Origin of the sequence: Thermus sp. CCB_US3_UF1 (assembly GCF_000236585.1) — a bacterium.
Taxonomy (GTDB): Bacteria; Deinococcota; Deinococci; order Deinococcales; family Thermaceae; genus Thermus.
This window is the reverse complement of the sequence record NC_017278.1, coordinates 1,289,203-1,304,174: the sequence shown is the minus strand read 5'-3', so window position 1 is coordinate 1,304,174 and position 14,972 is coordinate 1,289,203. Positions and strand designations below refer to the sequence as shown.

16 protein-coding genes are annotated in these 14,972 nt (G+C 68.2%); 8 read left to right on the top strand and 8 right to left on the bottom strand.

Features of this window, described 5'->3' with window-relative positions:
• From TCCBUS3UF1_RS06455 to TCCBUS3UF1_RS06445, 3 genes are all read right to left on the bottom strand, one after another.
• Complete coding sequence (locus TCCBUS3UF1_RS06455; RefSeq protein ID WP_014515710.1) at nucleotides 1-1,191, bottom strand: ABC transporter substrate-binding protein; 1,191 nt, start codon at nucleotides 1,189-1,191, stop codon at nucleotides 1-3.
• Between the two features lie 105 nt (nucleotides 1,192-1,296).
• Nucleotides 1,297-2,268, bottom strand: a complete 972-nt coding sequence (locus tag TCCBUS3UF1_RS06450; protein ID WP_014515709.1) for a catechol 2,3-dioxygenase — start codon at nucleotides 2,266-2,268, stop codon at nucleotides 1,297-1,299.
• Entirely contained in the window at nucleotides 2,269-2,676 is a 408-nt protein-coding gene (locus TCCBUS3UF1_RS06445; RefSeq protein ID WP_014515708.1) for a carboxymuconolactone decarboxylase family protein, read from the bottom strand. It lies immediately after the preceding gene.
• A gap of 175 nt (nucleotides 2,677-2,851) precedes the next feature.
• Here TCCBUS3UF1_RS06445 and TCCBUS3UF1_RS12350 point away from each other — a divergent pair, with 175 nt between their 5' ends.
• Genes TCCBUS3UF1_RS12350 through TCCBUS3UF1_RS11800 form a run of 8 tightly spaced genes read left to right on the top strand, consistent with a single transcriptional unit; the run spans nucleotide 2,852 to nucleotide 8,967 of the window.
• Nucleotides 2,852-3,634 carry an IclR family transcriptional regulator gene (locus TCCBUS3UF1_RS12350; protein ID WP_014515707.1) on the top strand — a complete coding sequence of 261 codons (783 nt, stop codon included), beginning with the start codon at nucleotides 2,852-2,854 and terminating at the stop codon, nucleotides 3,632-3,634.
• Nucleotides 3,607-4,527, top strand: coding sequence for an acetaldehyde dehydrogenase (acetylating) (locus TCCBUS3UF1_RS06435; protein ID WP_041433802.1), 921 nt, complete (start codon nucleotides 3,607-3,609; stop codon nucleotides 4,525-4,527). Before TCCBUS3UF1_RS12350 ends, TCCBUS3UF1_RS06435 begins: the two co-directional genes overlap by 28 nt.
• Entirely contained in the window at nucleotides 4,524-5,567 is a 1,044-nt protein-coding gene (gene dmpG, locus TCCBUS3UF1_RS06430; protein ID WP_014515705.1) for a 4-hydroxy-2-oxovalerate aldolase, read from the top strand. The genes TCCBUS3UF1_RS06435 and dmpG overlap by 4 nt, the downstream gene beginning before the upstream one ends.
• 8 nt (nucleotides 5,568-5,575) lie before the next feature.
• Complete coding sequence (locus TCCBUS3UF1_RS06425) at nucleotides 5,576-5,770, top strand: 2-hydroxymuconate tautomerase family protein (RefSeq protein WP_014515704.1); 195 nt, start codon at nucleotides 5,576-5,578, stop codon at nucleotides 5,768-5,770.
• Nucleotides 5,767-6,477, top strand: coding sequence for a 2-keto-4-pentenoate hydratase (locus tag TCCBUS3UF1_RS06420; protein WP_014515703.1), 711 nt, complete (start codon nucleotides 5,767-5,769; stop codon nucleotides 6,475-6,477). The genes TCCBUS3UF1_RS06425 and TCCBUS3UF1_RS06420 overlap by 4 nt, the downstream gene beginning before the upstream one ends.
• Nucleotides 6,478-6,488: 11 nt before the next feature.
• The gene (locus TCCBUS3UF1_RS06415; RefSeq protein ID WP_014515702.1) at nucleotides 6,489-7,997 is read left to right on the top strand and encodes an aldehyde dehydrogenase; all 1,509 of its coding nucleotides are present in this window, start codon (nucleotides 6,489-6,491) and stop codon (nucleotides 7,995-7,997) included.
• Between the two features lie 6 nt (nucleotides 7,998-8,003).
• Nucleotides 8,004-8,780, top strand: a complete 777-nt coding sequence (locus TCCBUS3UF1_RS06410; RefSeq protein WP_014515701.1) for a 2-keto-4-pentenoate hydratase — start codon at nucleotides 8,004-8,006, stop codon at nucleotides 8,778-8,780.
• Nucleotides 8,781-8,790: 10 nt separating this feature from the next.
• Nucleotides 8,791-8,967, top strand: a complete 177-nt coding sequence (locus TCCBUS3UF1_RS11800) for a hypothetical protein (RefSeq protein WP_014515700.1) — start codon at nucleotides 8,791-8,793, stop codon at nucleotides 8,965-8,967.
• Here the strand turns inward: TCCBUS3UF1_RS11800 and TCCBUS3UF1_RS06405 are convergent.
• Genes TCCBUS3UF1_RS06405 through TCCBUS3UF1_RS06385 form a run of 5 tightly spaced genes read right to left on the bottom strand, consistent with a single transcriptional unit; the run spans nucleotide 8,952 to nucleotide 14,847 of the window.
• Nucleotides 8,952-9,650 carry an ABC transporter ATP-binding protein gene (locus TCCBUS3UF1_RS06405; protein ID WP_014515699.1) on the bottom strand — a complete coding sequence of 233 codons (699 nt, stop codon included), beginning with the start codon at nucleotides 9,648-9,650 and terminating at the stop codon, nucleotides 8,952-8,954. The two genes, TCCBUS3UF1_RS11800 and TCCBUS3UF1_RS06405, sit on opposite strands and share 16 nt — an antisense overlap.
• Nucleotides 9,643-11,295, bottom strand: coding sequence for an ATP-binding cassette domain-containing protein (locus tag TCCBUS3UF1_RS12345; RefSeq protein ID WP_014515698.1), 1,653 nt, complete (start codon nucleotides 11,293-11,295; stop codon nucleotides 9,643-9,645). The genes TCCBUS3UF1_RS06405 and TCCBUS3UF1_RS12345 overlap by 8 nt, the downstream gene beginning before the upstream one ends.
• A complete protein-coding gene (locus TCCBUS3UF1_RS06395; protein WP_014515697.1) occupies nucleotides 11,292-12,167 on the bottom strand; it encodes a branched-chain amino acid ABC transporter permease in 876 nt (291 codons plus the stop codon). Before TCCBUS3UF1_RS06395 ends, TCCBUS3UF1_RS12345 begins: the two co-directional genes overlap by 4 nt.
• Nucleotides 12,168-12,171: 4 nt before the next feature.
• On the bottom strand, nucleotides 12,172-13,371 hold the full coding sequence (locus TCCBUS3UF1_RS06390) for an amino acid ABC transporter substrate-binding protein (protein ID WP_014515696.1): 1,200 nt from the start codon (nucleotides 13,369-13,371) through the stop codon (nucleotides 12,172-12,174).
• A 12-nt stretch (nucleotides 13,372-13,383) separates the two neighbouring features.
• Entirely contained in the window at nucleotides 13,384-14,847 is a 1,464-nt protein-coding gene (locus tag TCCBUS3UF1_RS06385; RefSeq protein WP_014515695.1) for an aldehyde dehydrogenase, read from the bottom strand.
• Between the last annotated feature and the right edge of the window lie 125 nt (nucleotides 14,848-14,972).

Genomic DNA, 14,972 nt, shown 5'->3' with positions numbered 1-14,972 from the left:
CTACTTGCCGGGGTCGCGGATGATCCCCAGGTCGGCGATCAGGCGGTTGGTGAGAACCCCGTCAATCCTGGCCACCTCCCGGGCGTAGACGTGCTGGGTGGCGTTGTTGGTTTCCGGGTCTATTTCCACAAAGCCTCGAGGGCTGATGATCTTGGCCCCCTTGAAGGCGTTGAGGAGCCGGGTCTTGTTGCTCACGTCCCCTTGGGCCACGTTGAGGGCGTCCACGATGAACTGCATGGCGTCGTAGCCCCGGACGGCGAAGTGGTTGGGCACCCCCCCGTACTTCTGCCGGTAGGCCCGGATGAACTCCCGGTTGGCGGAGTTGTTCAGGGTGTAGACCCAGTGGTCCCCGCTCTTAGCCCCGATGGCCGCATCCCCGATGGCCTCCAGGACGTTTTCGTCGGTAACCTCCCCGCTCACCGCTAGCTGCACCGTGCGGTTCAGGCCGAACTGGACGAACTGGCGCATGAAGATCACCGCATCGCTGCCGGAGAGCACGGCGTGCACCGCCTCGGGCCGGGCGGCGGCGATGCGGGAGATGACCGCGCTGTAGTCGGTGCTGCCCAAGGGGGTGTAGACCTCGGCCACCACCTCGCCCCCCGCGGCCAGGAACCCTTCCTTGAAGGCCGCCGTGGCTTCCTTGCCGAAGGCGTAGTCCAGGGCCAGGAGGAAAACCTTTTTGCCCACGTTCCTGGCCACCCAGGGCCCCATGGGGTAGTGCTGCTGCCAGGCGCTGATGGAGGTGCGGAAGATGTAGGGGCTCCGGCGCTCCCGGGTGATGCCGTTGGCGGCGGCGTTGGCCACCACCAGGGGGATTTGCCGCTCGTGGACGTAGTCGCGGATGCCGTAGGCGGAGGAGGAGAGGATGATGCCGGAAAGAAGATGGACCCGGTCCTGCTCCACCAGCTTGCGCACCTTGCGTACCGCCACCGCGGGATCGGCCTCCTCGTCCTCCTTCAGGAGCTGGATGCGCCGCCCGCCCGCCTGGTACCCTACCTTCTCCAGGTAGAGCTCCATTCCCCGGGTGATCTCCTGCCCCAGTCGGGCGTAAGGGCCGGAGTAGGAGAGGACCACCCCGATGCGGATGGGCTCATCCCGTTGCGCCAAGCCAAAGGAAAAGCGGGAGGAAGCCGCCAGCCCCAGCATGCCTAGCCCAGCCTTGACCACCTGCCTGCGGTTGACCTTGCTCATCCTTGATGCCTCCTTTGGGTTTATTGGGTCTTAGGGTACCTGATGGCCGCCGAGATTGTCAACAATTTTGTCTACTATAAAGCCCCGGGGACCTCCTGGGAACCTTCACACCCCCGCCCTCTCCCGCACGGGAGGGGTCCCGTAGGTGTAGAAGGTTTCCGGGAGCTGCCCCCCGAACCAGATGGTGCTCTTCTCCAGGTCGTTCACGTTGGTTACGTCCCAGACCACCGTCTTCCAGGTGGGGTCGAAGATGAGGTAGCCGGTGTCCCCGAAGAGTTCCACCCGCGTCCCCCCGGGCTCGAAGACGTACATGAAGTAGGCCTGGGTGGTGCCGTGCTTGCCGGGACCGGCCTCGATGCGGACCTCGTAGTCCATGCAGAGGTCGGCCAGGTCCATCAGGTGCTGGGGGTAGCCGTACCAGAAGGCGATGTGATGGAAGCGGCCTTTGGAGCCCGTGGCGTCCCGCATGAGGCCGATCTCGTGCACCAAGGGGCTCACGGAAAGCCAGGCCCCAAGCTCTTCGCCTTCTCCCCGCACCTTTTGTTCCCGAAGCCTGAAGCCCAAAACCTCTTCAAAGAAGCGCCGGTTGGGGGTCACCTCGGCGCAGAGGCAGTTCACGTGGTCCAGCCGCCGCACCGGTACCCCCCTCAAGGGGCGCTTGGAAGGGCGGTTTTTCAGCTTGCTCCGCTTCTCCGGAGGGGCCTGGTAGTACTCCACCTCAAAGAGAAGTTCCATGCGGTGCCCGTCCGGGGTGCGGAAGCGGTAGGCGGGGCCGTGCCCCAGGTCCCCTTCCGTCCATCCCTCCCCCAGGCCCGCGGCCTCCAGGGCCTTCACCCTTCGCGCCAGGGCCTCGGGGGAAGCGGTGCGCCAGGCGATATGCCCCAGGCCCGCTTCCTTGGCCTCGGTCACCTTCAGGGAGTGGTGGTACCAGTCCTCGTAGGCCCGCAGGTAGACGGACTGCCCTTCCCGGGCGGTGACCTCCAGGCCCAAGAGCTCGGTGAAGAACCATAGGGTGCCTTCGGGGTTGGGGGTGTAGATCTCCGCGTGTGCCAGCTGGACCACGTCAAATCCTTCCATCTAAAGCCTCCCTTCCTCCTCCATGCGCCGGATCTCCTGGATCACCTCCGCTCCGCGGTTGGCGGCGGGCAGGCCTCGGAAAAGGAAGGCCAGCCCCACCACCGCGTTGAGCTCCTCGTAGGTGGCCCCCGCCCTTCGGGCGGCGATGGCGTGGAGCCGGGCTGCGTCGGAAAGGTCCATGAGGAGCATGCCGAAGAGCATGAGCTGGGCCGTCTTCACGTCAAAACAGGAGGGGTACATGAGCCTAGCTCTAAGCTCCTCCTGCAGGCGCAAGGTTTCGGGATCCAGCCGCGCCAGGAGGTCGGTGCGGGCCTGGATCCTGGGGGGCACGAAGCCGATGAGCTCCCGGTAACGGTCGCGCAGACGCTCCAGCTCTTCCTCGGGCATTCGCAGGTCTAGGTTGGCCACGTTTCCACCCTCTTCCGCCGCTTGGGGGCAGCTTGGACGTTTGTCCCTCACCATAGGCCCCGGTTTCCCCGGGCCACAAGCCGGGTGTTCGCCTATACAGAACGAAACGTTCGGCTATCCTGGAAGAACCCATCGGCCAAGGCCCTCCATCCCACTACCCTCGGAGGTGAGGCCCATGCTAGGAACGGTGCAGAAGGTCGGCGAGGTTCTGGAGCTCTTCACCCGGGAGCACCCGGAGTGGGGGGTGAGCGAGGTGGCCAAGGCCCTGGGCCTTCCCAAGTCCAGCGCCCACGCCCTTTTGGCCACCCTGAGCCAGATCGGGCTCCTCAAGCGGAGCCGGGAGGGGCGTTACCGCCTCGGCTGGCGCATCCTGGCCCTTTCCCAGGTCCTTCTCTCCACCAGCTCCTGGCGGCAGGAGGCCAGGCGGGCTATGGAGGAGCTGGTGGCCCGCTTTGGGGAGACCACCCACCTGGCGGTGCTGGAGTGCGGGCGGGTGGTCTACGTGGAGAAGCTGGAGGGCACCCGGGCGGTGCGGGTGGTGAACACCGGGGTGGGGGTGGAGCTTCCCGCCCACTGCAGCGGGGTGGGGAAGGTCCTTTTGGCCTTCCGTCCCTGGGAGGAGGTGGAAAGGATCGTGGCCGAGCGGGGTATGCCCGCCTTCACCCCCAACACCATCACCACCCTGGATGAGCTCAGGACCGAGCTCCAGGCGGTGCGGGAGCGGGGGTACGCCTACGACATCGAGGAGGTGGTGCCCGAGCTCTGCTGCGTGGCCGCGCCCATCCGGGACCATACCGGGGAGGTGGTGGCCGCCATGAGCCTCTCCGTGCCCTTCTACCGCTTCCAGCAACTAAAGGAGGAGTACCGGAAGGCCATCCTCGAGGCCACCCGCACCGTTTCCGAGCGCCTGGGCTACATGGGGGAGGAGGCATGGACAAGGTCAAGGTGGCGGTCCTAGGCTCCGGGAACATCGGCACGGACCTGATGTACAAGCTCCTCAAGCACCCGGGGCACATGGAGCTGGTGGCGGTGGTGGGGATAGACCCCGCCTCCGAGGGGTTGGCCCGGGCCCGGGCCCTGGGTCTAGAGGCCAGCCACGAGGGGATTGCCTACATCCTGGAAAGGCCGGAGATCCGCATCGTCTTTGACGCCACTAGCGCCAAGGCCCACGTGCGCCACGCCAAGCTCCTCAAGGAGGCGGGGAAGATCGCCATCGACCTCACCCCTGCGGCCCGGGGGCCCTACGTGGTCCCCCCGGTGAACCTGAAGGCCCACCTGGACAAGGACAACGTCAACCTCATCACCTGCGGCGGCCAGGCCACCATCCCCCTGGTCTACGCGGTGCACCGGGTGGCCCCGGTGCGCTACGCGGAGATGGTTTCTACGGTGGCCTCCCGTTCGGCGGGGCCCGGCACCCGGCAGAACATCGACGAGTTCACCTTTACCACCGCCCGGGGCCTGGAGGCCATCGGGGGGGCTGGGCGGGGGAAGGCCATCATCATCCTGAATCCGGCGGACCCGCCCATCCTCATGACCAACACCGTGCGGGTCATTCCCGAGGCGGAGGAGGTGGACCGGGAGGCCATCGTGCAAAGCATCCGGGCCATGGAGGCGGAGGTGCAGGCCTACGTGCCCGGCTACCGCCTGAAGGCCGACCCGGTCTTTGAGCGCCTGCCCACCCCCTGGGGGGAGCGGACGGTGGTTTCCATGCTCCTAGAGGTGGAAGGAGCGGGGGACTACCTGCCCAAGTACGCGGGGAATCTGGACATCATGACCGCCTCGGCCCGGAGGGTGGGGGAGGTCTTCGCCCAGCACCTTTTGGGCAAGCGGCCCGAGGAGGTGGTGGCGTGAGCTGGGACCTGGCTGCGGCCAAGCCCCCGGTGGTGGTGGACACCACCCTCCGCGACGGCTCCCACGCCCACCGCCACCAGTACACCCCCGAGGAGGCCCGGGCCATCGCCCAGGCCCTGGACCAGGCCGGGGTGTACGCCATCGAGGTGTCCCACGGGGATGGGCTTGGGGGGAGCTCCTTGCAGTACGGCTTTTCCCGGGTGGACGAGCTGGAGCTCATCCGGGCGGTACGGGAGGGCGTGAGGCGGGCCAAGGTGGCGGCCCTTCTCCTGCCCGGTATCGGCACCCGCAAGGAGCTCAAGGAGGCGGTGGAGGCGGGGATCCAGGTGGTGCGCATCGCCACCCAGTGCACCGAGGCGGATATCTCCGAGCAGCACTTCGGCATGGCCAAGGAGATGGGTCTCCTGGCCGTGGGTTTCCTCATGATGAGCCACATGCGCCCCCCGGAGTTTCTGGCGGAGCAGGCCCGGCTGATGGAGGGTTACGGGGCGGATGTGGTCTACGTCGTGGACTCCGCCGGGGCCATGCTGCCCCAGGACGCTTACGCGCGGGTGAAGGCCTTGAAGGAGGCCTTGGGCCGGGCCCAGGTGGGCTTCCACGCCCACAACAACCTGGGCCTGGCCATAGGCAACACCCTGGCGGCCCTGGCCGCGGGGGCCGACTGGGTGGACGGCACCCTGCGGGGGTACGGGGCGGGGGCGGGGAACGCGGCCACGGAGGTCCTGGCGGCGGTGCTGGACAAGGCGGGGCTGAACCCGGGCCTGGATGTCTTCAAGCTCCTGGAGGCGGCGGAGTACGTGCTGGGCCCCATCCTGCACTTCCAGCCCTACCCGGACCGGGACTCCGTGGCCATCGGCTACGCCGGGGTCTACTCCACCTTCCTCCTCCACGCCAAGCGCATCGGCAAGGAGCTGGGGGTGGACCCCTTGGCCATCCTCCTGGAGCTGGGCCGCCGGCAGGCGGTGGCGGGCCAGGAGGACTGGATCCTCCGGGTGGCCCTAGAGCTGAAGGAGAAGGAGTCCGGGGCCCTGGCGGACTAGGGGGGTGTATGGTGGTGCTCAAGGTGACCCTGCTGGAGGGCCGTTCCCTGGAAAAGAAGCGGGAGCTGGTCCAGAGGCTTACAGAGATGGCCGCCCGCCTCCTGGGGGAGGACCCGGAGGAGGTGCGGGTGATCCTCTACGAGGTACCCCGCGCTCACTGGGCGGTGGGGGGCCGGTTGATGGCGGACCGGGAGGGGGCATGAGGGAAGAGGAGAAGGCCCTTCTGGAAGCCATCCGGCAGGCCCGGGCCCAGGGCCACCGCCTCCTTGGGGGGCGGGACTGGGGGGTGGGCCTGGAAGGGGCTTACCGGGTGCAGGAGGCCCTCTGCCCTGGGCCCTGGAAGGGGTTTAAGCTGGGCCTGGTCTCCCCGGCCAAGCAAGCCCAGATGGGCGTGCGGGAACCCATCTTTGGCCGGGTTTCCCCGGGGATGCTTCGGGAAGGGGTGGAGCTTTCCCGCTTCCTCCAGCCCCGCGCCGAGCCGGAGGTGGCGGTTTTCTTGAAGGAGGACCTGCCCCCAGGGGCTACCCCGGGGCGGGCTTATGGGGCCGTGGCGGGTTTCTTCCTGGCGGTGGACCTCCTGGACTCTGTTTGGGAGGGGTACCGCTTCACCGCTTCCGAGGTGGTGGCGGACAACGCCTCCGGAGGGGGGTTCCTCCTCGGGCTTAGGCCCTGGGCCCGCCTCCCTCGAGGCCACCTTCGCCTCTACCTCAACGGGGAAAGGGTGGCGGAGGGGCCCGTAGAGGCCCTGGGGGATCCGGGAGAGAGGCTTTCTTGGCTGGCGGAGCGGGTGGGGGGGCTTAGGGCGGGGCAGGTGGTCTTCCTGGGCTCCCCGGCCCCGGCGGTGCCCCTGGAAAGGGGGGTCTTGGAAGTCTGGGCCGAGGGGGGGGTGCTCCTGGCCCAGGTGGTGTAGGAGGTGTGGGGATGGTAGACGCCAAGCTGTACCGGGAAACGCTGGAACGGGTGCGGGCCTTGGGGTTTCCCTTTGACCTGCCCCTCGAGGTCACCCACTACATTGGCGGGGAGTTCGTGCGCGGGGAGAACCTTTTCCCCGTGGTCTACCCGGCCACGGGGGAGGTCATCGCCACCGCCCCCGAGGGGCGGGAAAAGGAGGTGGAAGCGGCGGTGGCCGCGGCCTGGGAGGCTTTTTCCCGATGGAGCAAGCTCCCGCCCAGCCAGAGGCGGCCCTACCTGCGCCGCTTCGCCGAGAAGATCCGGGAGTACAAGCCGGTTTTTGAGGTGCTGGAAAGCCTGGACGTGGGCCGGCCCATCCACGAGAACCGCCTGGGGTATGTGGAGCGCATGGCCAACAACATCGAGTTCTTCGCCGATTTTGCCGTGACCCACGGCTCCGAGGCCTACCCCATGGAGAACGGCTACGTCAACTACGTGCTGCGCTTCCCCGTGGGGGTGGCGGCCCTCATCACCCCCTGGAACATGCCCTCCATGTTGGCCACCTGGAAGATCGGCCCCACCCTGGCCTTCGGCAACACCGCCGTCCTGAAGCCCGCCGAGTTCACCCCCTTGGGGGCCTGGCTCCTGGCCCGCTGCGCCCACGAGGCTGGACTTCCCCCCGGGGTCTTCAACGTGGTCCACGGCTTTGGGCCCGGCTCCGCTGGGGAGCTCCTCACCCGCCACCCCCAGGTGCGCCTCATCTCCTTCACCGGGGAGACCACCACGGGCAAGATCATCATGAAAAACGCCGCCGATGGTCTGAAGCGGCTTTCCATGGAGCTGGGCGGCAAAGCCCCCAACCTGATCTTTGAAAGCGCTGACCTGGACCGGGCGGTGGAGGTGACCCTCAGGGCCAGCTTCTTCAACCAGGGGGAGGTCTGCCTGGCGGGCTCCCGGCTTTTGGTGCAGCGCTCCATCTACGAGCCCTTCCTGGAAAGGTTGGTGGCCGCGGCCCGCGCCCTCAAGGTGGGGGATCCCTTGGATCCCGAGACCCGCATGGGGGCCCTGATCGCCGAGGAGCACCTTCAGAAGGTGATGGCCTACGTGGAGATCGCCAGGGAGACGGCCACCCTCCTCACGGGGGGGAAGCGGCCCGACCTCCCCCACCCCTTTGACAAGGGCTACTTCCTGGAGCCCACGGTGGTGGTGGACGTGAAGCCTTCGGACAAGGTCTGCCAGGAGGAGATCTTCGGGCCCATGGTGGTGGTCCTGCCCTTTGACACGGAGGAGGAGGCCATCGCCCTGGCCAACAACACCCCCTACGGCCTCAACGCCATCGTCCAGACCCGGGACCTGGGCCAGGCGGTGCGGGTGTCCGAGGCCCTGGAGGTGGGCACGGTCTGGGTGAACGACTGGTTTGTCCGCGACCTCCGCGTGCCCTTTGGCGGGGCCAAGCAGTCGGGGATTGGCCGCGAAGGCGGCCACTACGGCTACGAGTTCTACTACGAGACCAAGAACGTGTGCCTGGCCAACCGGTGAACCCCTATGGATCCTGAGATCTTGGCGCGCGAGCTGGAAGTGGCCTGGGAAACCCGTAAGCCCATCCCCCCCTTTTCCGAGCGGGGCCTACGAGGGGTAGAGGCCGCCTACCGGGTGCAGGAGGCCTGGAACGCCCTGCGCCTGGCCCGGGGGGACAAGGTGGTGGGGCGCAAGATCGGCCTCACCTCCAAGGCGGTGCAGGCCCAGCTGGGGGTGGACCAGCCCGACTTCGGCCAGCTGTGGCAGAGCCGCTTCCTGGGGGTGGGGGAAAGGGCCGAGGTGGACCATGGCCTTTTCCTCCAGCCCCGGGTGGAGGGAGAGCTGGCCTTTCTCCTGGGGAGGCGCCTTAAGGGTCCCCACGTGACCCCCGCCGAGGTCCTGGCCGCCACCGAGGCTGTGGCCTTTGCCCTAGAGATCGTGGACTCCCGCATCGCCGACTGGCGCATCCGCATTGAGGACACCATCGCCGATAACGCCTCCTTTGGGGCCTTCTTCGTGGGGCCTTGGGAGAAATCCCTTCTGGAGGAGGATCTTTCCACCTTGGGCTTCGTCTTGTACCGCAACGGGGAGCCCCTGGCCCAGGGGATGGGGGCGGCCTGCTTAGGCCACCCGGCCCGGGCGGTGGCCTGGCTGGCCAACGCCTTGGCGGCTTTTGGCGTGGCCCTGGAGCCGGGGGAGATCGTCATGTCTGGGGCCTGGGCCCCGGTGCAGCCGGCGGGGCGGGGAGACCTCTTCACCCTGGTGGGCACCGGGGGTAGGGCCCTGAGCCTGCGCTTCGTCTAGGGGGTGGGGGATGCCCTTGCTGGAAGTGCTCGTTTCCCGGGAAAGGTCGCTTTCCCAGGAAGAAAGGGAGGCCCTGAAGGCCGAGGCTGAGGTTCTTTTCCAAGAGGTCCTGGGAACCCCCAAGGGGCGCCTGCGGGTATTCGTCTGGGAAGAAGCTCCCCACGAGGGGGCTCAGCCCCCCAGGTAGGCCCGGCGCACGCTGGGGGAGCGGAGCAGGGCCTCCGCCGGCCCCTCCCCCACCACCCGCCCCTCCTCCAGGAGGTAGGCCCGGCGGGCCACCTGGAGGGCCAGGCCCGCGTTTTGCTCCACCAGCAGCACCCCCACCCCTTTTGCCGCGAAAGCGGTGAGGGTGGCCAGGAGGCGGCGGGCTAGGATGGGGGCCAGGCCCAAGGTGGGTTCATCCAGGAGGAGGTAGCGGGGCCGTTGCGCTAAGGCCCGGGCCAGGGCCACCATGCGCTGCTCCCCCCCGCTCATGGAGCCCACCTTCTGCTCCAGGCGTTCCCGGAGGTGGGGGAAGAGGTCCAAAACCTCCTCCCAAGGGGGTGCTTCCCGAAGGAAGCTTCCCAGGAGGAGGTTTTCCCGCACGCTTAGGCTGCGGAACACCCCGCCCCGCTCCGGCACCAAGGCCAGGCCCTGGGCGGCCAAGGCCTCCGTCTCCCCACGCCGCACCCAGCGGCTTAGGTCTTTCCCGTCCAGGCTCACCCGTCCTTCGGCGGGGGCCAGGCCCAAGAGCCCCCGCAGCAGGGAACTCTTGCCCGCGCCGTTGGCTCCCAAAACGGCCACCACCTCCCCAGGTTCCAGGGTGAGCCCCACCCCCCGCACCGCGCGGTGAGCGCCGTAGGTTACCGTAAACCCTTCCACCTCAAGCATGTTCCACCCCCAGGTAGACCTCCACCACCCGAGGATCCCGGAGGACGGCCTCGGGGGGGCCGTGGGCCAGGAGCTCCCCGAAGGAGAGGACGTAAACCCGGTCGCAAAGGGCCCTGATGGCGGCCATCAGGTGTTCCACCAGCAGGAGGCTTATCCCCTCCTCCTTCAGGGAGTGGAGCAGGTCCAGGGCTTCCTGGAGTTCCGAGGGGTTTAGGCCCGCCAGCCACTCGTCCAGGAGGAGGAGCCGGGGGGAGAGGGCCAGGGCCCGGGCCAGTTCCAGGCGCTTCTGGTCCAGGTAGGGGAGGGAGGCGGGGTAGAGGTGGGCTTTTTCCTCAAGCCCCAAGCGGGAGAGGATCCCCCAGGCGGTTTCCCGTGCCTCTCGGGGCCGCAGAAGGCTTAGAGGAAGGTAAACATGCTGGTAGACGTCCAGGGAGGGAAACAGGCGCACCTGCTGGAAGGTCCGGGCCAGGCCCATGCGGGCCAGGCGTTCGGGGGGTAGGCCGGTGGTTTCCTGCCCCAGGAAGACCACACGCCCCCGGTCAGGCCGGAGGGTTCCCGCCAAAAGCCCCAGGGCCGTGGTTTTTCCGGAGCCGTTGGGCCCGATCAGGCCCACTGCTTCCCCGGGGCGTACCTCGAGGCCCAACTCCGCCACGGCCACCAGCCCGCCAAAGGCCTTGCGCAGGCCTTGGGCCTCGAGGAGCCCCTTTGGGGGAGGGTCTCCTCGGCTCAGCCTCCGGGCCCTGGCAGGGGCGGGGTTCTTCCGAGCGCTCTCGGGGAAGAGGCCCAGGAGGCCTCGAGGCAGGAAGTACACCAACAGGATGAAGGCCAGGCCCATGAGGGCGGTGGCGTGGTGGGGGAAACGCCCGCTCAGGAGGTCGTGGAGAAGGACCAGGGGTGGGGCACCCAAAAAAGCCCCCGCCGGGTTGCGCAAGCCCCCCAAGAGGGCCGCGATGGCCGTGAGGAAGGAGAGGGAGGGGTTGAAGGCCAGGCCAGGGTCCACGTAGACCCAGCGGGGCGCCACCACCGCCCCCACCACCCCCATGGCCCCTGCGGTGAGGGCAAAGGCCAAGACCCTAAGGCCAAAGGCCCTCACCCCGGCGTGGCGGGCTGCGGTTTCGTCGTCCCCTACAGCCCATAGGGCTAGGCCGTACCGGCTTTGCAGGAACCAGCTCCCTAGCCCCCAGGTCAGCAGGGCCAGGCTTGCCAGGATGTAGTAAAGGGTTTCCGGGCTTACCTCCACGAAGACGTAGCTGCCCACCGAGCCCCCTAGGTTGCGCTGGGTCCAGGTGACCAGCTGGCGCACCAGCTCCGCCAGGCCGTAGGTGAAGACGGTGAAGTAGATCCCCTGGAGCCTCAGGGTGGCTAGGCCCACCAGAAGGGCCAGAAGGCCGCTACCCAGGAAGCCCAAAGCCCAAAGAAGAGGCCAGGGAAGGCTTTGGTGCCCCAGGGCCACGGCGTAGACCCCGATGCCGAAGAAGGCGGAAGTGGCTAGGCTCAGGTGGCGGGCGGGGCCGGTGAAGGTGGCCCACGCCGCCCCTAAGGTGGCGTAGAGGAGGACGGAAAGCCCGGCGGAGAGGAGGTATTCGCTTCCCCAAAGGGGCAGGGAAAAGGCCAGGAGGAAGAAAAGGGCCAAATAGGCCTTCACTGCCGCGCCTCCTCCCTCTTGCCCCGCAGGTACCAGACGGCCAGGACGAAGAGGCCGTACACCGCGGCCAAGCTGAGCCCCGGGTTGAGGAATCGGGCTACCAGCCCCTCGGCCATCCCCAGGACCATCCCGCCCGCCAAGGCCCCCGGGGCCCCGCCCAGGCCGCCTAAGATGACCACCACCAAGGCCTTCAGGGTGAGCTCGGGCCCCGAGGAGGGGGCTAGGGCCTGGAACATGCTGAGGAGCACCCCCGTGGCCGCGGCCACCCCACCCCCTAAGGCGAAGACCCAGGCGCTGAGCCTGGGGGCGGGAACCCCTACCAGGAGGGCCTCCTCCGGTTCCCGGCTTAGGGCCCGCACCGCGGTCCCCAGCCGGGTGCGGTTCAGGAAGAGGTGCACCGCAACCACCAAGACGAGCCCCAAGGCGAAGGCCAGGAGACGGTTGAGGGCCACGGCGCTGGGCCCCAGGGCCACCCCCTGGCCCAGGAAGCTGTAGCTAAAAAGCCGTCCTCCCAGTTCCGCCGCCAGTAGCCCTTGGACCAAGAAGGAAAGGCCAAAGGTAAGCAGGATGACCCGACCCTCCTTCTCCCCGTCCACGGCCAGCCGCCGGCCCAGCAGGGGCAGGAAGAGCCAGCGGTGGAGGAAGAGGTGGCCCAGGGTAAACAGGGGGGGCAGGAGGAGGAGGCAAAGGAGGGGGCTCATCCCTGCCCCCTGGTAGAGCAAGGCGGTCAGGATACCCCCCAGGGCCACGGCTTCCCCATAGGCCAGGTTGAGGATGCGGGCCACCCCGTACTGAAGGGCCAGCCCCAGGGCCAAAAGGCCGTAAACCCCTCCGGCGATGGCCCCGGTGATCATGGCATCCAGGAGGGCCATGGGCCTACCGGCTCCAGGCGGGTTTGGGCACCCGGGGGGCCTGGGCCCCGGGCCTTTCCGGCATCAGGGCCACGAACTCCCCGTCCTGCCACTGGCCGATAAGCCAGTTGCCCCGGAAGATGTTGCCCTCTAGCCTCAAGGGCCCCAGGATGGTGTCAAAGGTTTCCTGGCGCAGAAGGCGAACGATCTGGAAGCGGTCCACCTTGCCCGCGGTTTCGATGGCCGCCTTGAGGGCCTGGAGGGAGGCGTAGGTGGCCTGGCTGGCCCAGCGATCGGGCTCCTGGCCCGTGACCGCCTGGTGCCGTTCCAGGTAACCCCGCCAGGCCTGGTTGGGGGCCACGCCGCCCAAGCCCATGATCCCCTCGGCCCGGGCGCCGTAGCGCTGCCGGAACACGGGGAAGGCCGTGCCTACCCCCAGGAAGAAGACGGCGGGGTTGAACCCTACCACCGCCGCGGCCTCCGGCAGGGCTAGGGTTTCCGCCGGGTAGCTGAAGGCCACGAAGGCATCGGGGTTGCGGCCCTTAACCGCGTTTAAGAGGGACTGGAAGTCGCTAAAGCCCTGGGGGTAGCTCTGGAAATAGACCAGTTCCAACCCTTCCTTTTGCGCCGCCCGGCGGAAGGCGCCCGAGAGCTCCAAGCCGAACTCGTCGTCCGTGTGCACCACGGCTACCCGGCGCCCTCCTTTCCCCGCGGCGGCCAGGTTGCGCAGGAGGAGGGCCAGGGCCTCGGCGTACTGGGAGGGAAGGCCGAGGAAGGAGAAGTAGCTGGGCCAGCGGCGGACCAACTCCGGGGTCTTCTCGCTCAGGTTGGTCACCGCCACCTGGGGGTAGCCATGGCGGGCGAAGACCGGGGCCACCGCCAGGTTCATGGCCGTGCCCCAGGGGGGCAGGACGAAGTCCACCTTGTCCTGGGTGATGAGGCGCTCGATGTTGCGGATGGCCTCCTCGGGGCTGGAGCGGTCGTCGTACTCCACCACGGCGATGCGGGCCGGCCCGGAGGCCAGCTTAAGCCCGCCGGCGGCGTTCACCTCCTCCACCCAGAGGCGGTAGTTGGGCAGGGTGGTGATCCCGGCGCCCGTAGCGTAGGGGCCGGTCTTGGAGATGGAGTAGCCGATGCGCACCGTACGGCCCTGGGCCTTGGCCCCGGCCAGCAGGGCAGCGGCGGCCAGTCCTTGGGCGAGAAACCTCCTCCGGCTCTCTTTCATGGCTTTCCTCCCTTAGAAGGGGAACTGCAGGGGTTCCGTTTGCACCGTGATCCAGCGGAGCTCGGTGAACTCGTGGATGCCGGCCCTGCCGCCAAAGCGGCCGTACCCGGAGGCCTTGACGCCCCCAAAGGGCATCTGGGGCTCGTCGTGGACCGTGGGGCCGTTGATGTGGCAGATCCCCGACTGCACCCGCTTGGCCAGCTTGAGCCCCTTGGCGATGTCCCGGGTGAAGATGGCGGCGGAGAGCCCGTACTCGGTGTCGTTGGCTACCCGCACCGCCTCCTCTTCGTCGGCCACCCGGACCACCACCGCCACAGGGCCGAAGGACTCCTCGTGGTAGATGCGCATTTTAGGGGTTACCCGGTCCAGCACCGTGGGCCAGAAGAAGGGGCCCTGCTTCCGCCCACCCGCCACCAGCCTGGCTCCCTGGGCCAGGGCCTCTTCCACCAAGGAGGCCACCCGTTCGGCGGCCTTGGGCTCCACCAGGCAGCCCAAGGCCGCCTGCCCCGTGCGCGGGTCGCCCACAGGGAGGCTAGCGGCCCTTTGGGCCAATCGCTCCACCAGGGCGTCGGCCACGGCCTCCTCCACCACCACCCTTTCCGTGGACATGCAGATCTGCCCTTGGTTGGCGAAGGCGCCGAAGGCGATGGCCCGGGCGGCCGCTTCCAGGTCGGCGTCCTTGAGGACGATGGCCGGGGCCTTTCCCCCTAGTTCCAACAACACGGGCTTCAGGTGCCGTCCAGCCAGCTCAGCGATGATGCGGCCGGTGCGGGTGGAGCCGGTGAAGTTGACCCGGCGTACCCCGGGATGGGCGATGAGGGCCTCCACCACCCGGGGGGCGTCCTCGGGGGCGGTGGTGAGGAAGTTGACCACCCCCGGGGGTAGGCCTGCCTCGGCCAAGGCCTCCACGATGAGGGCGTGGGTGCGAGGGGAGAGCTCGGAGCCCTTGAAGACCACGGTGTTGCCGCAAGCCAAGGGGGTGGCCAGGGCCCGCACCCCCAGGATCACGGGGGCGTTCCAGGGGGCCAGGCTGAGGATCACGCCCACGGGCTGGCGGACGGCAAAGGCCAGGGTGCCCGGCCGGTCTGAGGGGATGACCTCCCCGGTGATCTGGGTGGTGAGGGCGGCGGCTTCCTTCAGCATGCCCGCCGCCAGGTGCACGTTGAGGTGGGCCCAGCCGGGGGTAGCCCCCGTTTCCTCCACCATGGCTTCTACAAAGGCTTCCAGCCGGGCCTCGAGGGCCTCCGCCGCCTTCCAGAGGAGGTCTCGCCGCTGGCTGGGCGGGGTTTCCGACCATGCGGGGAAGGCTTCCAAGGCCGCTTCCACCGCTTGGTGGGCGTCCTCGAGGCCTGCCGCTTCCGCTTCGCTTACCGCCTGCCCGTCCAGGGGGCTTCGCCGCTGGAAGCGTCGGCCTTCCTGGGCCGGGCGCCATGCGCCGGCGATGTACAAGCCCACGTGCTTTGCCGTTTGGGTCATGGTTGTGGCCTCCGAGGTTCAAGGTAGGCTAGGCCCACGGCCTTGGGCTACCGGGTGGTTCCGTTATGCCGAACCCGCCGCGGTCCATGGGCGAACAAGATTGTTGACAATTTCGTTGACGTTGG